This is a genomic window from Clostridium nigeriense (assembly GCF_050585245.1).
Classification (GTDB): Bacteria; Bacillota; Clostridia; order Clostridiales; family Clostridiaceae; genus Clostridium; species Clostridium nigeriense_A.
Genome location: NZ_JBNOOF010000008.1, coordinates 116,768 through 143,113 on the forward strand (window position 1 = coordinate 116,768; position 26,346 = coordinate 143,113).

Genomic DNA, 26,346 nt, shown 5'->3' on the forward strand with positions numbered 1-26,346 from the left:
CTGAAAATTAAATATATTGCATTTTGTTCTTTGTTTAAATTTGATAACATTTTCAATTATTTTTTTATACTTTTCAGTCATATTTTTTTATTTTTTTATTAAAATATTTATAATTTTAAAATATATAACTTTATTTTATTATTAGAAAAATGAATAATAGATTTACTATTTATTCATTTTTTCTTAAAAATCTTTATATATGTTTTTATTATAATTATTATATATTTTTAATTATATATAATATTATTCTCTGAAATTCAATTTATAATTCAAATAATTTAAAGCCCCCGAATCCTCGGGGGCTTTAATTAAATCTATTATCTTTCTACTATAAGTGCTGTTCCCATTCCTCCACCTATACATAAAGTTGCTAAGCCCTTCTTAGCATCCCTTTTTTGCATTTCATAAAGTAATGTAACAAGTATTCTTGCACCTGATGCTCCAACAGGATGTCCTAAAGCAATCGCACCACCATTTACATTAACTTTGCTCATATCGAAGTTTAAGTCTTTTGCAACTGCTAAGCTTTGAGCTGCAAAAGCTTCATTTGCTTCTATTAAATCTAAATCTTCTATTTTTAAATTAGCTACTTCTAAAGCTTTCTTAGTTGCATGGAATGGTCCATATCCCATAATTGCAGGATCTAATCCTTTTTGTCCATATGAAACTATCTTAGCTAAAGGAGTAATTCCTAATTCTTCTGCCTTTTCTGCACTCATAACTACGAATGCTGCTGCTCCATCATTTATTCCTGAAGCATTACCAGCAGTTACTGTACCATCTTTTATAAATGCAGGTCTTAATTTTCCTAAACCTTCTATAGTTGAACCAAATCTTGGGAACTCATCAGTATCAAATACTTTTGGTTCACCCTTTCTTTGAGGTATCAAAACTGGAACTATTTCATCTTTAAATTTACCTGCTTTAATTGCTGCTTCAGCTTTTAATTGAGAATTTAATGCGAATTCATCTTGTTCTTCTCTAGTTAAATTCCACTCTTTAGCAATGTTTTCTGCAGTAACACCCATATGATAATTATTAAATGCATCCCATAATGCATCGTTAATCATAGAGTCTACCATTTTTCCATCGCCCATTCTTTGTCCCCATCTAGCTCCTTTTAAAACATATGGTGCTTGTGACATGCTTTCCATTCCACCTGCTACTACAACATCAACATCACCTGCTTTAATCATTTGAGCTGCTAATGAAACTGTTCTAAGTCCTGAGCCACAAACCTTATTAATTGTCATAGCTGGTACTTCAACTGGTAATCCGGATTTAACAGCAGCTTGTCTAGCAACGTTTTGTCCAAGACCAGCTTGTATAACATTTCCCATTACTACTTCTTCAACTAATTCACCCTTTATTCCTGCTCTATTTACAGCTTCCTTTATAACTAATGCGCCTAAATCTACTGCAGGTACATCTTTTAAAGCGCCACCGAAAGATCCAATTGGAGTTCTCACAGCACTTACAATTACAACTTCTCTCATATTCACATCTCCTTCATTTAATCTTAAGAATTGTTAAAATTGTCAAACTTGTTAAACAATTAACACAACTCAATTATACCACTTTCTACCTTTTATTCAACCCAATTGATTTAATTATTTTAATTTTAGAAATATTATCTTAAAAACTCCTCTATTTCTATAGTTTTTATTTTAAAATAATTTTCTATAATATCAGCAATTCTCTTTGATGCATATCCATCACCATATGGATTTGCTGCCTTACTCATTTTTAAATATTCATCTTCATTTCTGATTAATTTATTAGCTTCTTGTATAATTTTTTCAATATCTGTTCCAACCAACTTTACAGTACCGTATTCAACTGCCTCCGGTCTTTCAGTAACATCTCTTAAAACTAGTACTGGCTTTCCTAAATGTGGAGCCTCTTCTTGTAAACCACCTGAATCAGTCATAACCATAAAGCATTTGTTCATTAAATTATGAGTTTCGTTTGTGTCTAAAGGAGGAAGCAAGTGCACTCTCTCCATATTCCCTAATTTTTTAGTAACTACATCCTTTACTACAGGATTTAAGTGAACTAAATAAACTAGTTCCACATCTTCATTTTCTTTAACTATTTTATTTAATGCATCACAGATATTTTCTATACCTTGACCCCAGTTTTCTCTTCTATGAGCAGTAATCATTATAACTTTTTTATTTTTAAAATCTATTTTATTTAATGTTTCATTTTCAAATATATAATTATCCTTTACAGTATGCAGCATTGCATCTATAACAGTATTCCCAGTTATAAATATATCTTTCTCGTTTATCCCTTCTCTTAATAGATTAGCTTTAGAGCTTTTTGTAGGTGAAAAATGTAAATCAGCTAAAGCTCCTGTAAGTTTTCTATTCATTTCTTCAGGAAATGGAAAATATTTATCGAAAGTTCTAAGACCTGCTTCTACATGACCAACTTTTATTTGTTGATAAAAAGCAGCAAGTGCTCCTGAAAATGTAGTCGTAGTATCTCCATGTACTAATATCATATCTGGCTTTTCTTTTATGAATATTTCTTCTAAGCCTTCTAAGACCTTATTAGTTATTCCTGTTAATGTTTGTTTACTTTTCATTATATTTAAGTCGAAATCTGGTTTTATATCAAATAAATCTAAAACTTGATCTAACATTTCTCTATGCTGAGCTGTAACACAAACTCTTGAATCGATACCTTCTCTTTTTTCTAACTCTTTTACTAAAGGAGCCATTTTAATTGCTTCAGGCCTCGTTCCGAATATAGTAATTATCTTTTTCTTTTCCATTTAAGTTTCCTCCTGATATATTGTTTATATTGTTAATATCAATATTTTATTATATCTTATACTATCACTTTTATTATACACATTATGTCTTAAATAAAAAAGAAGTAAATATGTTATATTAGTTGCTCCGTCGCAAGCTCCAAGTCGCCCTAGCACAACATGTTTACTTCTACAAACTAAAGGTAATAATTCCTCATTCCTCGGAATTATGAATTTTTGTTCCGTCTCTAAACTCTAATTCATTACAAAATTAATAGTTTAACTTTAAAACTAAAGGATAGAAAGTATAAATAATTATTAATATGGTAGCCTTTTTATAGCTTCCTAAAATTCAAAAAAACTCAAACTTAAAATAGCTTGAGTTTTTTAATTACTAGTTGAAATTTTTCTTTCTATAATTTCTACTTAGTTCCAAATAATCTATCTCCTGCATCTCCAAGTCCAGGAACTATGTATCCATTTTCGTTCAACTTTTCATCTATTCCTGCAACATATATATCTACATCTGGATGTTCTTTTTGCACAAATGCTATCCCTTCTGGAGAACTTATTAAGCACATAAGTCTTAAATTTTTAGCTCCTCTTTTCTTTAACATAGTAATTGCATCTGCAGCTGAACCACCTGTTGCAAGCATTGGATCTACAACTATTATATCTCTTTCAGCTATATCTTGAGGTAATTTACAAAAATATTCTACTGGTTGAAGAGTTTCTTCATCTCTGTATAATCCAATATGTCCAACCTTAGCTGCTGGTATAAGCTTTAACATACCATCTACCATTCCTAGTCCAGCTCTAAGTATTGGAACTATAGCCACCTTCTTTCCTGAAAGCATTTTGCATTTAGTTTTACATATTGGTGTTTCTATTTCTACTTCTTCAGTGCTTAAATCTCTAGTTACTTCATAAGCCATTAACATAGAAACTTCTTCTACTAATTCTCTAAAATCTTTAGATCCAGTATCTTTATTTCTTATAAAAGCTAATTTGTGTAATATTAATGGATGATCTATTTGTGTTACTTTACTCATGTTTATTCCTCCTACATCAATAATTTTTTATTTATTATATTTATTTTCTATTTCTGAAATCTTATCAATTCTATTTTGATGTCTTCCACCTTCAAACTCAGTGTTTAAAAAAGTATTAACTATATCTAATGCTAATCCAGGTCCAACCACCCTTTGTCCTAGAGTTAATATGTTGGCGTCATTATGTTCTCTAGTTGCATGAGCACTAAATGTATCCGAACATAAAGCTGCTCTAATTCCAGGAACTTTATTCGCTGCTATTCCTATTCCTATTCCTGTTCCACAAACTAAGATACCAAAGTCAAATTCCTTCGCTGCTACTGCTTCTGCTACAGGTAATGCATAATCTGGATAATCACAAGAATCTGTAGAGTTAGTCCCGAAATCTTTAATTTCATAACCTTCCTTAATTAAAAAATCTTTAATTTCTGCCTTTAGATCAACGCCTCCATGATCAGAGCCAATTGCTATCTTCTTCATTGATACTCCTCCCAACTTTTATATGTTTATTATATATAAGAAAAAAGAGAAAGGTTTCCCCCTCCCTCCCTAATTATACTTCTAATATATCGAAGCCAGCTGCTTTATTTAGTCTATTCATTATAGCAAGACCAACTCCCTTTTCTTCAAAGGCTTGACATAAAATATAATCAACATTTATATCATCACACTTTCTAAGAGCCTCAAACAGATTTCTAGCTACATCATATAGATTTTTTTCACTTCCTAAAGTAATTACTTCTCCTAAAGGAAATCTACCAGATAATTCTTCTGTAGATAAAATTGCTACTTTTTTTTGATTATCTATATAATTTTGTACTATTTCGTTAATTTTTTCAATAGTTTTTTCTTTATTTCCTTTTATTATCTTTAATTTAGCCTTTGGTGCATAATGTCTATATTTCATTCCTGGTGCTTTTGGCTTTAGATTTCCATCTGGCTTTCCTTGTATTGCCTTATCTATAGTTATGTCACTACATATTTCTCTAAGCATTTCTAAAGTTATTCCACCTGGTCTTAAAACTACGGGAGGCATTACTGTGCAATCTACTATAGTAGATTCAACCCCAACCTCACTTTGACTTCCACCAATAATATAATCTATCTTTCCATCTAAATCTTCTATACATCTTTCTACATCTGTCGGACTAGGTCTTCCAGAAATATTCGCAGATGGTGCTGCAACTGGACATCCGGAAAGTTCTATTAATTTTAACGCTATCTCATCACTTGGCATTCTAATACCAACAGATTCTAAATTTGCACTAGTTCTATTTGGTATTATATCCTTCTTGTTTAAAATTATTGTTAAAGGTCCTGGCCAAAACTTATTTATAAGTTCTTTTGCAACTTCAGGTACTTCTTTAACTAAATAATCTATATCCTTTGATGCAACATGTACTATTAAAGGATTATCTTGTGGTCTTCCTTTAGCTTTGAAAATCTTATCTACAGCATCTTCTTTCAAAGCATTTGCTCCAAGTCCATAAACAGTTTCTGTAGGAAATGCAACAACTCCTCCATTATATATTATACGGCCTGCTTCTTTTAAGTATTCAATATCTTTTTTAATATCATTAATAATAGTTACCTTTGTTTCCAAAAAAGATTCCCTCTTTCATTTAGCATTTATTTTATTTCTATCTGCTCCCTAGCTATTTTTATATTTTCTATGGCTGAAGCTGTATATGAAGCTCTAACACAATTCTTATAAATAGTGTCTAGTAAAACATATTTTCTTAATGCTCCTTTTCTTATAATTTGAAAATAATAATTCTTTTCAGGATTATTTTTTTTAGCTTTTATATACTCTCCCGAGGCTTCTGGATATTTTTTTAAAAACCCCTTAGAAATTGGCTTTAAATATTTATTTCTAAACCTTACTGTACTTATAAGTATTATATCCATTTCTTCTTTTGATTTATCAGTATGTACAACAGCTATCTTATCACATATTATAACTGACTCTTTTGAAAACAGACCACTTTTAAATCTCAATTTATTATTACTGCAAGAAAATTTTAAATTCTGATAGTTTAATCTATTTATGCAGGATATAATTATTAATATCTCAATAAATCCTAAATAAGCCCATAAAAATACAGACTTAATTTCAGATAAAAAAGCTATTAAAGGAAGTACTATAAAAAGTGTAATCATTAATATAAAGAAATGCTTTTTATGCCTTCTTTCCTTTTTCAAGGCCTTATGTATTTTCATTCCTTCACCTACTTTAAAAGCCTCACATTAAAAATGTAAGGCTTTTCTTATTAAATAGATTCTGTATTACCCATTTGCTTCATTTTTTCAGCTTGATCAGCTGTAATTAATGCATTAATTACTTCTTCTATATCTCCATTTAAAAATGATTCTAATTTATAAAGTGTTAATCCTATTCTATGATCTGTAACTCTTCCTTGTGGATAGTTATATGTTCTTATTCTTTCACTTCTATCCCCTGAACCTACTTGGCTCTTTCTATCTTCTGCAATACCAGCATTTCTTTCAGCTTCTGCAGCTTCATATAATCTAGATCTTAAAACCTTCATAGCTTTTTCTTTATTTTTTAATTGTGATTTTTCATCTTGACAAGCAACAACAACACCAGTAGGTATGTGAGTAATTCTTACTGCTGAGTCTGTTGTATTAACACATTGTCCTCCATTACCTGAAGATCTATAAACATCGATTCTTAAATCTTTTTCATTAATTTCTATCTCAACATCATCAACTTCTGGTAATACTGCTACAGTTGCAGTAGATGTATGAATTCTACCACTTGATTCTGTATCCGGCACTCTTTGAACTCTATGAACTCCACTTTCATATTTAAGCTTTGAATATGCTCCATTTCCTTTTATCATAAATACTACTTCTTTAAATCCACCAATATCAGTTTCATTTGCACTCATAAGTTCAACAGACCATCTTTGGGTTTCAGCATATCTTGTGTACATTCTAAAAAGATTAGCTGCAAATAGAGCTGCTTCATCTCCACCTGCTCCTCCCCTTATTTCTACAAATACGTTCTTTTCATCGTTAGGGTCCTTAGGTAATAATAAAATTTGAATATGCTTTTCTAATTCCGCTTCTTTTTGAGTTAACATTGAAATCTCCTCAGAAAGCATTTCTCTCATTTCTTTATCATTTTCTTCTGCTAACATTTCCTTATTAGCTTCTAAATCATCTATAACTGTCCTATATTCTCTATAAGCTGTAACTATAATCTCTAAATCAGCATGTTCCTTACATAGCTTTCTCCACTCACTTTGATTAGCCATAATTGAAGGATCTGATATCTTTACAGATAATTCATCATATTTATTTTCTATAAACGCTAATTTATCTAATAACATAAATATCACTCCGTACTTCATTTTTTTACATCTACCTATTATATCACAAGAGATAGAATCTTATCAATATTTAAAGTATCCCAGTAAAACTCTGTCTAATCCTGCTAAATCTTTTACCAATTTAACATTTGAAAATCCTGCTTCTTCCATTAATATTCTAACATCAATACCTTGATCATGACCAATTTCAAAAGCTAGAATACCATTTTCTTTTAGTGTTAGTTTACTTTGTTCAACTATTTTTCTATAGAATACTAATCCATCATCTCCGCCATCTAACGCAGTATGTGGCTCATAAAGCTTGACATCATCCATCAGATTATTTATCTCACTAGCTTTTATATATGGAGGATTTGATACTATTACATCATATTTTTTTCCTTCTTTGATTGGACCTTCAAGTAAATTACTTTTAATGAATTTAACCCTATTTTCTAAAGCATGCTTAAGTATATTGCTCTTCGTTACCTTCTCTGGAATATCAAAATTATCAATTTCATCTACTTTAATATTTTTTCTATATATAGCCAAGGATATTCCAATAGCTCCACTTCCTGAACAAAGATCACATACTTCTATTTTATCATCCTCTTTAATAATAGAAAGTAACTCTTCTACTAGAATCTCAGTATCTCCTCTTGGAATTAATACTCCTTCTTCTACATCAAAGTCTAAACCCATAAACTCAGTTTCCCCTAATATATACTTAATAGGCATTTTCTTTTTTCTTTTTTCAATTAAATCTAAATATTCATTTTCATCCTTAATTGATACATTCTTACTTCTATTAGTAATAAGATATATTTTATCCTTTCCTAAAACCATTCCTAATAATAATTGTGCATCTAGGAGATATGTGTCTATATCTTCTTTTTTTAAGGATTTAGAGCCAATATCTAAAAGCTCTCCTATAGTTTTTTCCTTTGGTTTTATTCCTTCTGCACTCATAAGTGCAGCTATTGCAACCTCTAATTGATCATCATCTGGTTCTTTTGTTGTAAGTTCTTGAAGCTTAAGCCCTGGATAAGCAATTATTTTAGATAATATATTATTACTTTTTCCTAACCACTTAATTAGTTCATAAGTTATACCAGAAACTATTGGAATTAATAGTATTCTAAGCGCTAGTCTTTGAAAGAAATTTCCCCATCCCGTAAAACTAAATATTATTATACTAACTAACATTATTAAGAATAAGAAGTTTGTTCCACATCTTGGATGAAACCTTACAAACTTTCTTACATTTTCTACTGTCAACTCTTCTCCAGCTTCATAGCAAAAAATAGATTTATGTTCAGCTCCATGATATTGAAAAACTCTATAAATATCCTCCATCTTGCTTATTGAATACATATATATAAGTAGAATTGCAATTCTTATAAATGCTTCAATTAAATTTAATACTATTGGAGATAAATTTAGCATATTAAATAATGATGCTATACCCGTTGGCAATGCAATAAATAATCCTATTGCTAAAACAAATGATAATATCATAGTTGCACCTATTATTAAATCATTACTTTTTTCACCAAATTTATCCTTTAGCCATAGCTCGAACTTTGATTCTTCTTCTCCTTCCTCTTCAAAAAATGAGGCAGAATAATTTAAAGTATTCATTCCTGTAACTAGTGAATCTATTAAAACAAATATACCTCTTATAAAAGGAATATTTAGAAATTTATATTTCTTAGTTATAGGAACTATTTTTTTCATATCTATTTCTATTTCACCATTAGGCTTTCTAATGGCAGTAGCTTGACCTTTGCTACCTCTCATCATAACCCCTTCAATAACAGCTTGGCCTCCTACTTCACACTTTCTCATACTACCACTCTTTCTAATTATAAATTATTTTTATATTTAAAATAACAGTGTCCACATAAAGATTCATATTCGACATCATTAACATTATCAATAGCTACTTGTTCCCCTTCAAAGACAAATCTGTTATTAATTTTCCTACCATTTAATACCGCTTTCTTTCCACATTTACATATAGTTTTCATCTCTTCTATACTATGTGCTAATAATAAAAGTCTTGTACTTCCTTCAAAACCTTGCATTCTAAAGTCTGTTCTAAGTCCATAACAAATTACAGGTATATCTAATACCACTGATACTTCAAATAATTCGTCTATTTGTTTTGCTTTCAAAAACTGAACTTCATCTACTAGAATACAATCTATATTCCCAACCTCTTTTGTATACTCCTTAACTTTTTCTAATATATTGTCATCTTCATAAATAACTAAGTCTACTTTTCTTTCAACTCCAAGTCTTGAAACTAACCTATCTCCACCTTTAGTATCTGTAAAAGGCTTGATTAATATAACATTCATTCCTCTTTCTTCATAATTATATGCTACTTGCATAAGATGCGTTGACTTACCAGAATTCATAGCTCCATATCTAAAATATAATTTACTCATGTTGATGTCTCCTTTTCTCTAGATATATTACGATTATAGCATTTTTATTTGTAACTAATCAAAGATATTTTTATTATGTATAACCTTGACCCTTATATTAACCTATGATATACTCTAATAGTTATTTAAGTATTCGAAAGAGGTGAAAAAGATGAGAGAAGGCATACATCCAAAATACAATCACGAAGCTGTAGTTAAGTGTGCATGTGGAAATACTTTTACAACTGGTTCTGTTAAAGACGAACTAAAAGTAGAAATATGCTCTAAATGCCACCCATTCTTCACTGGTAAGCAAAAAATCATTGATGTTGGCGGTAGAGTTGACAAATTCAATAAGAGATTTAACCTTAACAAATAGAAATCTTGGGAAAGACATAGTCTTTCCCATTTTCTATTTATTAATATTTAAAATATATTTATAAATTTTGCTTAAGCAAAATTTTTTTCATTTATTTAAGGTGAATAGATATTATATTGCGGTGACTTGGAACTGTGCGACGGAACAAACAATCTTTCTAAATTTTGACTAGGCAAAATTTTTTAATTTTATTTTAGAGTTAATAGATATTATATTGTGGTGACTTGGAGCTGTGCGACGGAACAAACAATATAATATCTATTAACTTATCTATTTCTTAAATTTATCTTAGAATTAATATTTTTTAATTATTAATTTATGTTTTTATATTATAATATAAATATTATTTAAATTATAATATTTATTATGTTATTTAGAAAAGTGAGTGTTATTTATATGAAAAAGATTTTAATACTAACAACTTCTACTGGTGAAGGTCATAATCAAGCTGCTAAATCTATATCTAGCACCTTTGAGAAATCTGGATACGAAGTCATAACTCATGACTTTTTAAAAAGTAATAGTAAATTATTAACTCAATTATTTGTTAAAGGCTATGAAATATCAGCTTCATTTTTACCTAAAACTTATGGCTTTGCCTATAAGTTAACCGATAAATCATTTACTAATAAACTTTTATCTTTAGTTTTTTCTTTTACTAAAATAAAAATAAATAAGCTGATTCAAGAAACTAAACCTAATATAATTTTAGTCACTCACCCTTTTGCAGTTAATATTATGGGATCCTTGAAAAGAAAAGGGATAAATATTCCTGTTATTGTAATAGTTACAGACTTTAAAGCTCACGCTACTTATATGGATAAAAATATAGATGCATATATAACTGCTAGTGAAAATACTAAGTTGGATCTATCAAACAGAGGAATAGATTCTAGAAAAATATTCTCTTATGGTATTCCAATAAAGGATGAATTTTTCGAGAATAGGTTAGATATTAAAAATAGCAAAACCGATGATTATTTTAATATATTACTCATGAGTGGAAGTATGGGACTTAAAAATATTTCATATGTTTTAAAAGAATTGATGAATAATTCTAATAAGCTAAGAATAACTGTGGTTTGTGGTAAAAATGAAAAGCTAAAAGAAAACTTATTAAGAGAATATACTAATACTACAAAAAACAAGAAACTTCATATACTAGGCTTTTCAAGAGACATAGATTCATTAATGGAGTATTCTGATTTAATTATTAGCAAACCTGGTGGATTAACAGTATCAGAAGCCATAAGTAAGAAATTACCTCTATTAATCCCTTTTGCAATTCCAGGACAAGAAACTCAAAATGTAGAATTCTTAACTTCAAATGGTTATGCTCTTTATATAGATAATTTATTAGAAATAAACTTAATTATAGATAACTTGATTTCTAACCCTAAGGAACTAGAAAAAATGAGATTAAATCTAGCTAATTTATCATCTTTATATTCTAAACAAAATATTGTTAATTTAGCTGATGAATTAGTAATTAAAGAATTTTAAAGGTCTATGGGACAATCCCATAGACCTTTTACTTTTTCTCTATTTCACTTTTACTAAATGTATTTATAAACTCATTATTATTCTTAGTTTTTGAAAGCATATTTATTAGCTTTTCTGTAACATTTTCAACATTTCCATCTCTATACATAACTCTTCTTATTGAATAAGCTACTTCTTTTTCTTCATTTGATAAAATTAGATCTTCTTTTCTAGTACCTGATTTATAAATGTCAATAGCTGGGAAAATCCTTCTTTCTTGTAGCTTTCTATCTAAGTGAACTTCCATATTACCAGTTCCCTTAAACTCTTCAAATATCATATCGTCCATTCTTGAACCTGTATCTACTAAAGCTGTAGCCAGTATAGTTAAGCTTCCACCTTCTTCAACATTTCTAGCCGCTCCAAAGAATTTTTTAGGCATTATTAAAGCTCCTGGATCTAGTCCTCCCGATAGAGTTCTTCCTGTTGGAGTTATAGTTAAATTATAAGCTCTAGAAAGTCTAGTTAAACTATCTAATAAAATAACTACATCTTTTCCTTGCTCAACCATTCTTTTAGCTCTTTCTAAAACCATTTGAGATACTTTTGCATGATTTTGTGGTTCTTCATCAAAAGTAGAATAAATTACATCACCATTTATAGATCTCTTCATATCTGTTACTTCTTCTGGTCTTTCATCTATAAGTAAAACTATAAGCTTAACATCAGGGTAATTTTTAGATATGTTTTGAGCTACTTTTTTTAATAAAGTAGTCTTACCAGCCTTTGGAGGTGCAACTATTATACCTCTTTGACCTTTTCCAATTGGACAAATTATATCCATTAGTCTTGATGACAAATCATTTTCATCATTAGTTTCTAAATGAAGTCTATCTTCTGGATAAATTGGTGTTAGAGTCTCAAAAGATTTTCTTCCTACCGCTCTTTCTGGATTTTCTCCATTTACTTTTTCCACATAAAGTAATGCTTTGAACTTTTCTCCTTCTTTTGACTCTCTAACTTTTCCTTGAACTTCATCTCCAGTTCTAAGGTTGAATCTTCTAATTTGAGATGGAGATACATAAATATCATTTTCTCCCGTTTGATAATTATTACATCTTAAAAATCCAAAACTATTATTTTCTAAAATTTCTAATACACCTTTAGCTGTATCAGATTCATTTATCATAACCTTTAATCTTTCTCTTTTTTCTTCCCTATCTTCTTCTTTATTTTCTTTATTTAAGTTAACATTCTCCTCAACTTTCACTTTAGGTGTTATTTTTTCTTGCAAAACAACTCCATTTCTTTCTATTCTTTTTGGAGAGTTATTCATAATTTCATCTATAAGCTCACTTTTTTTTAATTTACTAATATTTTTTATATTAAGCTCCTTTGCTATTTCTTTCAACTCTACTAAAGTCTTCTTCTCGTAATTTTCTTTGTTCAAAATTACACCTCCATATTTTATTCATAAGTTCTATTCTAATTATGGGAGATTTCAAGATTATTAAAGATATGGATACTCGAATTTATATATGTATTTATATTATGAATTAATATAGTTAATTAATCAAGTTTATTTATTATTATTACCAAATTCTTTTACTTTAATCTTAAATATTTAAAGGACTACCTTGATAAGCTAGCCCTTTAACACATATTAATTAGCTTTTAATTTCTTACTCTTTCTTAAGATATCATAAGCAATACTCGAAATCAATACATTATATAGTAATAATTATCTCTTACTAGTATCAAAAGGCTCCCCTGAAGCCTTAGGTGCTTGTGATGATTTAGAGAATAAAACTAAAGCTAGTAATGTTACTATATATGGGAATGTCTTTAATATCACTCCTGGTATTTGTGATAGCTCTGGAACTGCTTGAGATACATTTGCAATAGTTGATGCAAATCCAAAGAAAAAAGTTGCTCCAAGTATTCCAAGTGGTTTCCATTGTCCAAATATTAGTGCTGCTAAAGAAAGGAATCCAAGTCCTGCAACTGTTCCATTAAACTCTCCTGAGAAAGTTAATAGCATTATTGCCCCACCTAAGGCTGACATACCTCCAGATATCATAACCCCTATATATCGCATTTTAAACACACTAATTCCAGCCGCTGCTGCTGCTTGAGGGTGTTCTCCACAAGCCCTTAATCTTAAGCCAAAACTAGTTCTATATAATAGAAATGCACTAACTAATAATATTATCAATACTAACCAAGTAGTTGCATAAGTCTTTGTGAAAAATAATGGGCCTATTATTGGTATTTGTGAAAGTACTGGAATATCCTTTGGAATAAATCCATTAGTTACTCTTATATTACCACTTCCTGTAATATTTCTTGCTAAGTAAATTGTCAATGCTCCTGCCATCATATTTATCGCTGTCCCACTTATAACCTGATCTGCATTTAAATTTATACTTGCAAATGCATGAAGTAATGAAAATAAAACTCCAACTAAAGCTGCCACTAACAATCCTATCCATAAAGCTCCAGCAACCCCATTCGCTTGTAATTTAGAGACAGTTAAAGCTCCTGCAAAGGAACCAATTATCATAAGTCCGTCTAAGCCTATATTTACAACCCCACTTCTTTCACAATAAAGTGCTCCTAAGGCTGTGATTAATAAAGGAACTGTATAAGAAATTGCATATGGAAAAACTTGTTCAATTACACTCCACATTATTTTTCCACCACCCTTTCATTAGAATTATCATTTATATTAGACTTATCTTTCTTAGTTTTTTTAAATTTCTTAATTACTTTATCCATTATCATACTAGTTGCTGCAAAATAGATTATTGTAGCCATTATAGTATCTGCAAGCTCTGGTGGTACTTTTACAGCAGCATTCATAAATCCCTTACCAACATAAAGAATTCCAAAGAATAATGATGAAAAAATAACTCCAATTGGATTACTTGCTCCAAGTAATGCAACTGCTATACCGTCAAACCCTTGACTTGGCATAACTCCAATTTGCATTATATTAGCATTACCTGTATACTGTATAGCTCCTGCAAGTCCTGACAATGCACCAGCTATCATCATTGATATAACTATATTTCTATTAACAGGCATACCTGCATATTCTGCACCAAATCTATTAAACCCAACAGCTTTTAATTCATATCCTAAAACCGTCTTATTTAAAATAAACCATATTATTAAAACTGCTATTAAAGCTAAGAAAATTCCTAAATTTATATAAGATCCTTTAAATATATTTGTTAACCAATCTACTCTTAAAGTAGCTGATTCTGCTAACATCTTAGATTCAGTTTCTAAGAACTCTCCTTTAAAATATCTAGGTACCATATAATAAATTATCCAATAAGCTGTCCAGTTCATCATTATAGATGAAACAACTTCATGTACATTAAATTTAGCCTTTAATAATCCTGGAACTATTCCCCATAAAGCTCCACCAATAATTCCAGCAAGGATAACTATTGGAACTAGTATACCCTTAGGTAAGTCCACTGTTAGTCCTACCGCTATTGAACAAAATCCTCCAAATAACATTTGCCCAGGAGTTCCTATGTTAAATAATCCTGTTTTAAATGCAAAAGCAACTGATAGTCCAGTAAGCATTAAAGGTGTAGCAGTGGCAATAGTATTACCTATTCTTTCAAGGTTCATTAAACCACCTTTAAATAAATATATATACCCCTCAACAGGGTTAAAGCCCATAATTAGCATTAATAAAGCACCTGCAATAACCCCTAGTATTATTGCCATTATGGATTTAATCCCTTGATTTTTCTCCATTACCTTTCACCTCTCTTTATCCCTGTCATCATTAACCCAACTTCGTTCTCATCTGTTTCAGAGGCGTCTACAATTCCTACAAGTTCACCATTATTTATAATAGCTATTCTATCTGAAACGTTTAGTATCTCATCTAATTCAAGAGATACTAAAAGTACAGCTTTTCCACTATCTCTTTGTTCAACAAGCCTTTTGTGTATGTATTCTATAGAACCTACATCTAATCCTCTAGTTGGTTGAACAGCAATTAATAAATCAGGGTTTGATTGAATTTCACGTCCAATAATACCTTTTTGCTGATTACCTCCTGATAAAGATCTTGCCATAGATTTTCCACCTTCACCTGACCTTACATCAAAAGTTTCAATAATTTTATTCGCATATTCTGTAATCTTGCTTCTATTTATAAGCCCATTCTTTGAAAATGGTTTGTTCTTATAAACTTTAAGAGCTAAGTTATCTTCTAAATTATAATCTAAAATAAGTCCTCTTTTATGTCTATCTTCTGGAATATGTGCTATTCCTTCATCTATTCTTTTTCTAATAGAATCTTTTGTAATATCTTTTCCATTGAAGAATATTTTTCCTTCTTCTATATGCTTAATCCCTGTTATAGCTTCTACTAATTCCGTTTGACCATTACCTTCAACTCCAGCTATACCAACTATTTCACCTTTTTTAACTTCTAGATTAAAATTCTTTAATCCTAAAACTTTTTTATTATTTTTTACGCATAAGTTTTCTATTTTTAAAACTTCTTCTCCAGTATGAGCTTCTCCTTTTTTAACACTAAAGGATACTTGTCTACCAACCATCATCTTAGCCATATCAGCTTCTGATGTTTCCTTAACATCAACAGTTCCAATGTACTTCCCTCTTCTTATAACAGTACACCTATCTGCTGCCTCTTTGATTTCTTTTAATTTATGTGTAATTAAAATTATTGATTTACCTTCCTTTATAAGATTCTTCATAATTAAAATTAAATCTTCAATTTCCTGTGGTGTTAAAACTGCTGTTGGTTCATCAAAAATAAGAACTTCTGCATTTCTGTAAAGCATCTTAAGAATTTCAACACGTTGTTGCATACCAACAGAGATATCTTCAATTTTTGCATATGGATCAACATTTAATCCATAAGCCTTAGATAATTCTTCTATTTTCCTTGCTGCACTCTTTATATCAATTGTTAAGAATTTCTTAGGCTCAATACCTAAAATAATATTTTCAGTTACAGTAAAGTTTTCAACTAATTTAAAATGCTGATGAACCATACCAATTCCTAAGTCATTAGCTACATTAGGACTTGAAATACTAACTTCTTTTCCATTTACTTTTATTACCCCAGCATCAGGGCTATACATTCCAAATAACATTCCCATTAATGTAGATTTACCAGCCCCGTTTTCTCCTAAAAGGGCATGAATTTCCCCTTTTTTAAGCTGTAATGTGACATTATCATTAGCTACAATTCCCGGAAATTCTTTTCGGATATTAAGCATCTCTACTACATACTCCATACAATTCACCACTTTCCCTTTTATACTTTTAAGGGAATTTAAAGTCTTAAACTTTAAATTCCCTAATAACATATTAAAACTAATACTTATATTAAAACAATTAATTTCCAGGTTCTATTAAGCCATCCTTTTTATCAGCTACAACTATCTTTCCTTCTTTAATTAATTCAGATATTTCAGAAACCTTATCTTGAGTTTCCTTAGAAAGATTAGGATTTTCTTCTGGGATACCTACCCCACCTGTTTTAATATCAAAAGTTAGAGTTTGTCCACCAGGGAATTTTCCATCTAATTCATCCTTTATTATATCGAAGGTTGCTGTATCAACTTTCTTAACAGCAGAAGTTAATATTATTGATTTATTTTCTGCTTCGTTATATATACCATCATCATATTGGTCAACATCAACACCAATTATCCAAGCCTCTTCTCCTTTAGCTGCTCTATCCTTAGCTTCTTTTATGGCTCCAACTCCAACACCACCAGCTGCAGTAAATATTGCCTTAACTCCTCTATCAAACATAGTAGCAGCTAATTGTTGTCCACCTGCAACATTGTCAAATGTTCCTTCATATATAACATTTTCTTCCTTAATAGTCATATTAGTTCCTAAATTTTCGTTTGCATACTTAACACCTTGTTGGAATCCCCAGTTAAATCTTTGTGGTGCTGGTATTTGCATACCACCTATAAATCCTAGGTCTCCTTCTTTTAATTCTAAAGCTGCTGCAACCCCAACTAAAAATCCCGCTTCATGTTCTGCAAAGTAAACAGCAACTGTGTTATCTCCAACTTTTTCAACATACTCTGTTCCTGATTTTCCATTATTAGGAGAAGCATCAATTATAACAAATTTAGCATCTGTATATTTATCTTGTGATTGAAATAGAGCTGTTCCAAATTTATATCCAGGAGTAACTATAAATTTATAATCTGTATCATAAAGATTTCCTATTTCTTTCATATAATCAGCCTCAGTAGTTCCAGCTGGCTTTATATAATTATTATCGACTCCTAGTTCATCATGAGCCTTTAGAATACCTTCCCAAGTCCCTTGGTTAAATGACTTATCATCTATAGTTCCTGAATCAGTAACCATACCTACCTTAAGATCAGTTTTTGATTCACCTGTGTTTGATTCTCCGCCACTATTTCCACATCCTACTAGGCCTGTGATCATAAGTGCTGAAAGCGTTAGTGCTATTAGCTTTTTTTTCATATATAATCCCTCCATAAAATAATATATAGCAAACTTTGAAATTCAAAGAAGTGCTCAAATTAAAAATTTTAACTTACGTTATAGCATTCCCTCCTAAGAATTTTTCTTTTATCCCCTTAAAATCATCTTAGGTAAAATATATTTATATTCAAATCATAATTATATCTATTCTTATTAATTATACTAGAATTAAATTTCATTTAACATAAAATTTGTTAATTTTTCTAAAAAAATCTACATATATTAAATATCACTTAATATTTAAATTAATTACTTTATTAAATTTGAATTCCTTAATCTATTTTAAATACAACAAAAAGTGATGTATTTTTTATAATACATCACTTTTTTATATTACTTTTCCTTTAATGCTGCATCTATTAACCCAACAAATAACGGATGTGGTCTATTTGGTCTAGACTTTAACTCTGGATGGAATTGAACTGATACATACCATGGATGATCTTTAACTTCTACAATTTCAACTAATCTTCCATCTGGACTAGTTCCAGTAATGCTCATTCCAGCTTCGTTAATAGCTTTTCTATACTCATTATTAAATTCATATCTATGTCTATGTCTTTCATAAATTAAATTTTCTTTGTAAACATCATAAGCTCTGCTATCATCTTTTAATTTACATGGATAAAGACCTAATCGCATTGTTCCACCTAAATCTTCAATATCTTTTTGATCTGGCATAATATCTATAACAGGATATTTAGTTTCTGGATCTATTTCAGCACTATTAGCATCTTTATATCCCAATACATTTCTAGCAAATTCAATTACTGAACATTGCATTCCAAGACATATTCCAAGGAAAGGCTTTTTATTAACTCTTGCGTATCTTATAGCTTCAATCTTTCCTTCAATTCCTCTATCCCCAAATCCACCTGGAACTAATATACCTTGACAATCACTTAATAATTCATCACTATTTTCTAAAGTAACATCTTCTGCATTAATCCACTTAATTTCTACATTAGAATTATTAGCTAATCCTCCATGGTTTAAAGCTTCAACTATAGAAATATATGCATCATGTAATTCTACATACTTACCAACTAATGCAATTTTAACATTTTCTTTTAGATTTTTAACTTTTTTAACCATTTCAATCCATTCACTATTATTTATGTCTCTACATCCAAGCTCTAGTTTTTCACAAACTAATCTATCTAATCCCTCATTATGTAACATAAGTGGAACTTCATATAAATGCTCAGCATCTAAGTTTTGGATAACACATTTAGCTTCTAAGTTACAGAATAATCCTATTTTTGCTTTCAAATCATCAGATAATTCTTTTTGAGATCTACAAACAATTATATCTGGTTGAATTCCTATACTTCTTAATTCTTTAACTGAATGTTGAGTAGGTTTAGTCTTAAGCTCTCCAGCTTTCCCTAAGTACGGTACTAATGTAACATGAATAAAACATACATTTTCTCTTCCAACTTCATACTTAATTTGTCTTATTGCCTCTAAGAATGGTTGGGATTCTATATCTCCTACTGTTCCACCTATTTCTGTTATTACTACATCTACTTCTTTTTCTTTAGAAACTCTATAAACTCTTTCCTTTATCGCATTGGTAATATGAGGAATAACTTGAACTGTTCCTCCTAAGTACTCTCCTCTTCTTTCTTTAGATATAACAGACCAATATATTCTTCCAGTTGTTACGTTATTATTTTGACTTAAATTTTCATCTATGAATCTTTCATAGTGTCCTAAATCTAAATCTGTTTCAGCTCCATCATCAGTAACAAAAACTTCTCCATGTTGATATGGACTCATCGTACCTGGATCAACATTTAAATATGGGTCAAATTTTTGTATTGAAACTTTTAATCCTCTATTTTTTAATAATCTACCTAAAGATGCTGCTGTTATTCCTTTTCCCAAAGAAGATACAACTCCTCCAGTTACAAATACATACTTAGTTTTCATAATATTCCTCCAAAAAAATAAAATTTGTATTTATTTTCTTGACACTAATTACCCTATTTGATATAATCATAATTACCTCACTATTTATGATGGGTTTATAATGCCTAAATTCAATAAGTGTTATATTATCATATATAAACAAAAAAATCTAGTATTTCTTTTTTTATTTTTAAATAATCTTATTTAACCCTTCTTGAATTTCGAAATACATTTCTCTAAATTCTTTATTTACAAGAAATTTCTCTTCAGCCTTATCCATATTATACTTAATACTTTTATCACTAATTATATCTAATACCTCTTTTATCTTATCCTTTTGAAGACATTTATAATTTTTTAATAACAATAAAAATATATATTTATTTTCCTTTTTCCTCAGTTTTTCATTCATTTCTTTTACTTCAATACCTAAATATGATGCTAAAACATTCATAACTATAGTAATCTTATCAAGTTTATTATCATAACTCAAAAGGCAATCACCCCCTTATTTTTCTATATTATTCCCATTTGCTATCAAACTTATTCATAAAACGTCCAATGATAATATATTTTATATTATCACTTAATAATATTCTTTATTAGAAATAAAAAAGTTCAGCTATATAATTTTGCTTATTACGTCGCTTTGCTTTTAATTGGAAACTCAAAACTTTAGTTGTTGAGTTTTTCCTAGACATTAAAATAGAGTATAGAAAAACTGATCAATAAATTTTTTCTATACTCTATCCATTAGAACAATTCATATTAACTTGTCTTTACACTTACTGCAAGCTTAGTTGTAATTGGTGGCTGCCCTGCAAGTTCCATTGAATACTTTGCTGTGATATCTCCACCATTTTCATTAATATCAACTTTTAAATCTTCCGTATGAATTTGTAAATCCAATACTCCATAAGGTGTATTGTATAAAGATATCGAAGTTTCACCTTTTTTGAAATCCATCTTAGCACTTATATTGCCTTCTCTTTCAAGAACTAATTTATCATCTAACATCGTTAGAGTTGTTGTTGTTCCATTCATACCAGATAATTCTGTTTCTTCATATATAGCCTTAAATCCATCTTCAGTAACTAAAAATTCACCAGGAGTTACAACTTCTATTACATCATTTTCATCTAAATCATTAAAACTTCTTAAAGATATAACTGCTTTCTTTTTCATATATATTTATAGATAAAGCTATTAAAGCTTAATCTAAATTCCCTCCCTTCTTTATTATGTAATTCATCTCTATATGCTCGTCTATTTTCTTTTATTATTTATATATATCATATAGTTTAATTATAATATTTAAATTAATCAAGATTTATTTTTAAATAGTATTTCAAATAATTTAAATTTGAATTTAATCTTATTTTCTGTAGGCTTATCACTATCTTTATTACTTTCCTTATTACTTTCTAATGTATTTATTACAGCTTTAGAATCTACTACTTCCTTAGTACCATCTACAAAACAAAGAGGAGGAAACATAACGCACCACCAGTTCTCACCTTTAGCTTCTCCAATTAATATTCTGTACGCCTCATATTCACCCTGAGGGAATACAACATCTCCATATACCTTATCCGGGAAATTTTCTCTAGATAAAGTACTAGTTACATTATAAGAATATCCATTTTCATTTACTACAGCTTTAGCAATACTCTCTATATCACTTTTATTATCAATTAAAAATTGTCTTGCTTCATCTAAACTTTTAGCATCTCTTAAATTGCTAGAAACAAACTCAATTACCTTATCTCTTACTTTTAACTTCAAACTTTGATCTTCATCCGAATTACTATTAGCAATTACATGAAATCTAATTATCTCATTTACTATATCCTCATAAACTAATTCATTATCTAAATTAAAACCTTGTCCACTTTCAATGCTTGTACAACTACTCAAATTTAAAATAATTAATATTAAAACCACTATAAGAATCTTGTTCCTCATATCAAAACCCCCTTACAGCTTTAATTATTGCCAAATTTAGGAGGTTTATACTTAAATTTTAAATTGTTCTTGTAATAAATACATCAGTATATTTCAATTTCATTTTTTCAAAACATTTTTGAGCCTTCAGCATATCATCAAAAAATGCAAAAACAGTCGGTCCACTACCGCTCATCATGGCACCTATAGCTCCAGTATTTTTCATCTCTTCTTTTATATTTATTAGTACTTTATGCTTTCTTAAAGTAACATTTTCTAATAAATTTTTCATATTATTAGAAACCATTCTTAAATCATCACTTTCTATAGCTTTAATTAAAACTTCTGTATTAGGATGACTCCTAACCTTTCCCAAATCAAAATCTTGATAAACACTTTTTGTAGAAACTCCAAAAGGCGGTTTAACTAAAACTAAAATTTTATCCTTAAATTCATTTAGTTTAGTTACCTCTTCTCCAATTCCCTTACATAATGCTGTTCCACCCTTTATACAATAAGGAACATCCGCCCCCAACTTCAATCCAAGTTCCATCAACTCTTCATCACTAGCATTAACTTCAAAAAGCTTATTCATAAGCTTTAATACCGCAGCTCCATCTGTGCTTCCTCCTGCTAATCCAGCACATACCGGAATATTCTTTTTTATATTTATATTAACTCCACTATGTATATGGTATTTTTCCATAAATAATTTAGCTGCTTTATAAGCTAGGTTTCTTTCATCTGTAGGAACGTAAGGTTTATTACATTTAATAGTAATATCTTTACTTTGTTTTTCTATATTTATTTCATCATATAAATCTATAGCCTGCATTACCATTTCTAATATATGGTATCCATCTTCCCTTTTACCAACTATATCTAAGGATATATTTACCTTAGCATAAGCCTTAATCCTCATACTTTTATTTCCTTTCAACTAAATATTTTAAAATAAACTTCAGATAATAATCTGAAGTTTATTTTAATTATATATTTTTTTAATAATATAGTAAACCTGGGACTATTCTTTTAATTTAAAGCTTCGTACCTACAGCTAATATCTTCACTTTCACCCTCTGAAAACTTCTCAATTATCTTAACCAACGGCTTCATATCCTCAAAAAACACTACGACAGTATCTCCAGTTTTGGCCATATTTAAAACTTTTATTAAAGCTTCATCTTCATTTAAAATCACTTCATATTTTTTATTTTTATCCTCTTTAATTATTCCATTTGCTATTAACTGTGCTATCTCGCCCTGCTTTCTCCCTCTTAAATTTTTATCTTCTTTAACTATAATATAGTCTAAATATTTCGATGATATCTGACCTATTTCTATAGCTGATTCATTCAATCTATCTCCAGGAATTCCTATTACTCCATAAAGCTTTCCTTTTTTCAACTCTTTAATAGCTGAAAGAACTGCATTATATCCATCAACATTATGGCCATAATCTAAAATCACATTAACACCTCTAACGTCAAAGCAATTAAATCTTCCTGAGTTTTTCTCTGAATTTAATAAATAAGTAGTCATTCCATTTTTAATCATACAATAATCTATTTGCATTGCTACTAAAGCTCCCGATGCAGCTAGAATATTTTCAATATTAAATTTAAGTTTACCACCTAATGTTATTGGAATATCTTTTATATTACATAAAATATATTTTTTATTCTTGTTTATGATTACTATATCTTCATTTTCTATATAAATATAAATATCATCGAAATTTTTATTCTTCAAAATATCATTATCCGAATTTAATGTAAAAAATACCTTCTTAGATTTTATTCTATCTAATATAGTTTTACTCCACTCATCATCAGCATTTATAACTACATACCCATCCTTCTTAACTGCTTCACCAACTAATGATTTAACATAACAAAGATCTTCCATAGACTTAATTCCATCAATCCCTAGATGATCCTCTCTTATATTAGTGATAACCGCAATATCTGCTACATCGTACGCTAATCCTTTTCGAATAAGCCCCCCTCTAGCAGTTTCCAAAACAGCTACCTCTACATCCGAATTTAATAATACAGATTTTGCACTTTCAAACCCAGTATCATCACCGGTATCTATACACTCGTCATTTATGAATATCCCACTACTACTAGTCATTCCAACACAATATCCCATTTTGGATAAGGTATGACTTATCAATCTTGTTGTTGTAGTCTTACCATTAGTTCCTGTAATTGATATTACCGGAATATTACAAGGCTTATTATTGTATATCATATTTACAATTTCTTTTCCTATATTTCTCGATTTTCCTTTACTAGGATTTAAATGCATTCTTAAACCTGGTGCTGCATTTACTTCCATTACCACTCCATTATTATATAGAGGTATAGCTATATCCTCTGTACAAATATCTATACCACAAATATCTAGATTTAAAGCTTTAGCAACTCTTATACATAAATTTATATTTTCATCACAAATGTCATCTGTACAATCAACCGACTCTCCACCTGTAGATAAATTTGCATTTTTTCTTAAATAAAGTATTTCACCCCTATTCAAAATCTCCATTAATGATCGTCCTTGTTCTGATATACATTCCAATACATCTTCATCTAACTTGATTTTCGTTAATGGTTTTTCATGATCTTCCCCTCTTAAAGGATCTTTGTTCAATTCGTGTATAAGTTCAAATATACTATTTACTCCATCTCCTATTACAAAAGGCGGGGTTCTAAGAGATACTGCAACCACCTTATAATTTATTACGCATACCCTAAAATCTTTGCCCTTATGATACTTTTCAATTATCATATCTTTAAATTTATCTTTTAATTTTTTATAAGAATTTAATAATTCCATTTCATTTTTTATATTTAAAATTACCCCTTTTCCTTTATTACCATATCGAGGTTTTAGTACTACAGGATAACCAATTTCTTCTGCCATTTGTAATAAATTAATTATATTTCTAACCTTGCTTCCTTTAGCCACAGGTATATTTTGACCTCTTAAAAGCTCCTTTGTAAGTAGCTTATCAGATGCTATATCAACAGATACACATTTCGTATTTGAGCTAATTGAAGCTTCAATTAGCTTACCTTGCTTTCCATATCCTATTTGATAAAAATCTCCACTTCCTAAATTAACAATAGGAAGACCAACTTCCATTGCATAATCACAAATAGATTTAGTACTAGGTCCGATAAATTCATCATTTAAAACTTCTTTTAAAAATTCTATTCTTTCATCATAATTTATAGGAACTTTATTAATTAACGCATTTACAATATCTATAGCAAGCTTAGAAACTTCTAGAGCTGTACTTTCATAAATATATTGAAAAATTATATAATAACGATCATCTTTAATTTCCCTAGACTTTCCGTAATGAACATCTATACCAAGCTTATTTTGAATAGCTAAAATTATATGCTCACATATATGAGCTAAATAAGTTCCTTCTTTAAGTCTTTTTATAAAACCCTCGTCTTCATCAATCCCACATCTATGAGTTCTTAATTCTGGAATCATATTAACTAGATTGAAATTGAAATCTTCAATATCCTTACTTGGTGTTTCGCAATAACCTTCTAAATCCACATCAAGTCTAATACATTTTTTAAGGGAATATATATTCTTCCCCTTAAAGACCTTAGTCTCTATTACTTTCATCTTTACTATTTTCCTCCTCAAAAGGCATCTTACTTAGGAGATTAAATTTATCTCCTTCTTTTAGTACATGTAAATTAACATTAAACATACTTAATACTTCATCATAATTTTGTTCAGATACATTACTATATGTTATATTTCGTGCATCTAAAAAATATACAGCTCCATTTCCAACAACTTGTGCATCTCCATTATCTCTTACTACCAATGCTGTATCTTCATCTATGCCAATTCCTAAAACTTCTGGATTTTGGGCAATTCCTGTTAAAAGCCTTCCTATCCTTCCTCTTTGAGCAAAGTGTTGATCTATCATTACACCTTCAACAAAACCTAATCCCGGAGCCATTTTTAAAGTACATTTTCTTGGTGACTCATCATCCTCTCCATTAACCACCATAGTGTCACTCATTACTGAAGCTCCTGCAGAAGTTCCGACTATTATGCATCCATTTTCACTAGCACTTTTTAATGCATCATAAATAGAAGTACCTCCAACTAAGCTAGTTATTCTTAACTGATCCCCACCTGTAAAAAATATAAGAGAGGCCTCCTTAATAAGCTTTATATTTTCTTTATTTAAGGAATCTTCTCTATCTTTAATATTTAATCCTTTTATATTTTTAACTCCTAAACCCTTAAATATTTTAGTATATTTTTCTAAAGCTTCCTTGGGATATTCTGTTGCTATAGTAGCAATTAATATAATATCCTCTTCTTTTTTTATAGAATTACATACCTTTTTTAAAATATCTTTATCTCCCTCTTTATCTTCTGCTCCTCCGATGATAATTAAATCGCCCTTAATTTTTTCTGCCATAATCTCACCTCTTATCATGCATTTCTTATTTTATCC

Annotated in this window: 23 protein-coding genes; 2 read left to right on the plus strand and 21 right to left on the minus strand. The window is 29.5% G+C overall.

Going from position 1 to position 26,346, the window contains the following annotated elements:
- Positions 1–317 precede the first annotated feature (317 nt).
- The 9 genes from ACQPUY_RS13140 to ACQPUY_RS13180 form a co-directional block, all read right to left on the minus strand.
- Positions 318–1,496 (minus strand): acetyl-CoA C-acetyltransferase, encoded by a 1,179-nt coding sequence (locus tag ACQPUY_RS13140; RefSeq protein WP_430841671.1) that lies wholly within the window; start codon positions 1,494–1,496, stop codon positions 318–320.
- A 134-nt stretch (positions 1,497–1,630) separates the two neighbouring features.
- Entirely contained in the window at positions 1,631–2,782 is a 1,152-nt protein-coding gene (gene wecB, locus ACQPUY_RS13145) for a non-hydrolyzing UDP-N-acetylglucosamine 2-epimerase (protein WP_430841672.1), read from the minus strand.
- Positions 2,783–3,183: 401 nt separating this feature from the next.
- Positions 3,184–3,813: a uracil phosphoribosyltransferase gene (gene upp, locus ACQPUY_RS13150; protein WP_430841673.1), complete on the minus strand. Its 630-nt coding sequence runs from the start codon at positions 3,811–3,813 to the stop codon at positions 3,184–3,186.
- A gap of 27 nt (positions 3,814–3,840) precedes the next feature.
- Positions 3,841–4,293: a ribose 5-phosphate isomerase B gene (gene rpiB / locus ACQPUY_RS13155; protein ID WP_430841674.1), complete on the minus strand. Its 453-nt coding sequence runs from the start codon at positions 4,291–4,293 to the stop codon at positions 3,841–3,843.
- 73 nt (positions 4,294–4,366) lie between these two features.
- The gene (locus tag ACQPUY_RS13160) at positions 4,367–5,416 is read right to left on the minus strand and encodes an L-threonylcarbamoyladenylate synthase (RefSeq protein ID WP_430841675.1); all 1,050 of its coding nucleotides are present in this window, start codon (positions 5,414–5,416) and stop codon (positions 4,367–4,369) included.
- Between the two features lie 26 nt (positions 5,417–5,442).
- Complete coding sequence (locus tag ACQPUY_RS13165) at positions 5,443–6,033, minus strand: hypothetical protein (protein ID WP_430841676.1); 591 nt, start codon at positions 6,031–6,033, stop codon at positions 5,443–5,445.
- Positions 6,034–6,083: 50 nt separating this feature from the next.
- On the minus strand, positions 6,084–7,169 hold the full coding sequence (gene prfA, locus ACQPUY_RS13170; protein ID WP_430841677.1) for a peptide chain release factor 1: 1,086 nt from the start codon (positions 7,167–7,169) through the stop codon (positions 6,084–6,086).
- 63 nt (positions 7,170–7,232) lie between these two features.
- Positions 7,233–8,996, minus strand: a complete 1,764-nt coding sequence (gene prmC / locus ACQPUY_RS13175; RefSeq protein ID WP_430841678.1) for a peptide chain release factor N(5)-glutamine methyltransferase — start codon at positions 8,994–8,996, stop codon at positions 7,233–7,235.
- 17 nt (positions 8,997–9,013) lie between these two features.
- The gene (locus ACQPUY_RS13180; RefSeq protein ID WP_430841679.1) at positions 9,014–9,601 is read right to left on the minus strand and encodes a thymidine kinase; all 588 of its coding nucleotides are present in this window, start codon (positions 9,599–9,601) and stop codon (positions 9,014–9,016) included.
- Positions 9,602–9,752: 151 nt separating this feature from the next.
- Between ACQPUY_RS13180 and rpmE the strand changes: the two genes are divergently transcribed.
- The gene (gene rpmE, locus ACQPUY_RS13185; protein ID WP_008676589.1) at positions 9,753–9,959 is read left to right on the plus strand and encodes a 50S ribosomal protein L31; all 207 of its coding nucleotides are present in this window, start codon (positions 9,753–9,755) and stop codon (positions 9,957–9,959) included.
- Positions 9,960–10,355: 396 nt separating this feature from the next.
- Positions 10,356–11,462 (plus strand): MGDG synthase family glycosyltransferase, encoded by a 1,107-nt coding sequence (locus ACQPUY_RS13190; protein WP_430841680.1) that lies wholly within the window; start codon positions 10,356–10,358, stop codon positions 11,460–11,462.
- A gap of 28 nt (positions 11,463–11,490) precedes the next feature.
- Here the strand turns inward: ACQPUY_RS13190 and rho are convergent, their stop codons facing one another.
- The 12 genes from rho to ACQPUY_RS13250 all read right to left on the minus strand — a co-directional run bounded on the left by rho (position 11,491) and on the right by ACQPUY_RS13250 (position 26,310).
- Complete coding sequence (gene rho / locus ACQPUY_RS13195; RefSeq protein ID WP_430841681.1) at positions 11,491–12,891, minus strand: transcription termination factor Rho; 1,401 nt, start codon at positions 12,889–12,891, stop codon at positions 11,491–11,493.
- A gap of 291 nt (positions 12,892–13,182) precedes the next feature.
- Positions 13,183–14,130 (minus strand): ABC transporter permease, encoded by a 948-nt coding sequence (locus ACQPUY_RS13200; RefSeq protein ID WP_430841682.1) that lies wholly within the window; start codon positions 14,128–14,130, stop codon positions 13,183–13,185.
- Positions 14,130–15,218: an ABC transporter permease gene (locus tag ACQPUY_RS13205; RefSeq protein WP_430841683.1), complete on the minus strand. Its 1,089-nt coding sequence runs from the start codon at positions 15,216–15,218 to the stop codon at positions 14,130–14,132. Before ACQPUY_RS13205 ends, ACQPUY_RS13200 begins: the two co-directional genes overlap by 1 nt.
- Complete coding sequence (locus tag ACQPUY_RS13210) at positions 15,218–16,738, minus strand: ABC transporter ATP-binding protein (RefSeq protein ID WP_430841684.1); 1,521 nt, start codon at positions 16,736–16,738, stop codon at positions 15,218–15,220. Before ACQPUY_RS13210 ends, ACQPUY_RS13205 begins: the two co-directional genes overlap by 1 nt.
- A gap of 100 nt (positions 16,739–16,838) precedes the next feature.
- Positions 16,839–17,957 carry a BMP family lipoprotein gene (locus tag ACQPUY_RS13215; protein WP_430841685.1) on the minus strand — a complete coding sequence of 373 codons (1,119 nt, stop codon included), beginning with the start codon at positions 17,955–17,957 and terminating at the stop codon, positions 16,839–16,841.
- A 354-nt stretch (positions 17,958–18,311) separates the two neighbouring features.
- Complete coding sequence (locus ACQPUY_RS13220; RefSeq protein WP_430841686.1) at positions 18,312–19,913, minus strand: CTP synthase; 1,602 nt, start codon at positions 19,911–19,913, stop codon at positions 18,312–18,314.
- A gap of 169 nt (positions 19,914–20,082) precedes the next feature.
- Positions 20,083–20,385 carry a hypothetical protein gene (locus tag ACQPUY_RS13225; RefSeq protein WP_430841687.1) on the minus strand — a complete coding sequence of 101 codons (303 nt, stop codon included), beginning with the start codon at positions 20,383–20,385 and terminating at the stop codon, positions 20,083–20,085.
- Positions 20,386–20,660: 275 nt separating this feature from the next.
- Entirely contained in the window at positions 20,661–21,077 is a 417-nt protein-coding gene (locus ACQPUY_RS13230) for a DUF1934 domain-containing protein (RefSeq protein WP_430841688.1), read from the minus strand.
- A gap of 138 nt (positions 21,078–21,215) precedes the next feature.
- A complete protein-coding gene (gene spoIIR, locus ACQPUY_RS13235; protein WP_430841689.1) occupies positions 21,216–21,857 on the minus strand; it encodes a stage II sporulation protein R in 642 nt (213 codons plus the stop codon).
- Positions 21,858–21,915: 58 nt separating this feature from the next.
- A complete protein-coding gene (gene ispE, locus ACQPUY_RS13240; RefSeq protein WP_430841690.1) occupies positions 21,916–22,758 on the minus strand; it encodes a 4-(cytidine 5'-diphospho)-2-C-methyl-D-erythritol kinase in 843 nt (280 codons plus the stop codon).
- Positions 22,759–22,868: 110 nt separating this feature from the next.
- Positions 22,869–25,493 carry a cyanophycin synthetase gene (cphA, locus tag ACQPUY_RS13245; protein ID WP_430841692.1) on the minus strand — a complete coding sequence of 875 codons (2,625 nt, stop codon included), beginning with the start codon at positions 25,491–25,493 and terminating at the stop codon, positions 22,869–22,871.
- Positions 25,474–26,310 carry a cyanophycinase gene (locus tag ACQPUY_RS13250; RefSeq protein ID WP_430841694.1) on the minus strand — a complete coding sequence of 279 codons (837 nt, stop codon included), beginning with the start codon at positions 26,308–26,310 and terminating at the stop codon, positions 25,474–25,476. Before ACQPUY_RS13250 ends, cphA begins: the two co-directional genes overlap by 20 nt.
- Positions 26,311–26,346: the final 36 nt, after the last annotated feature.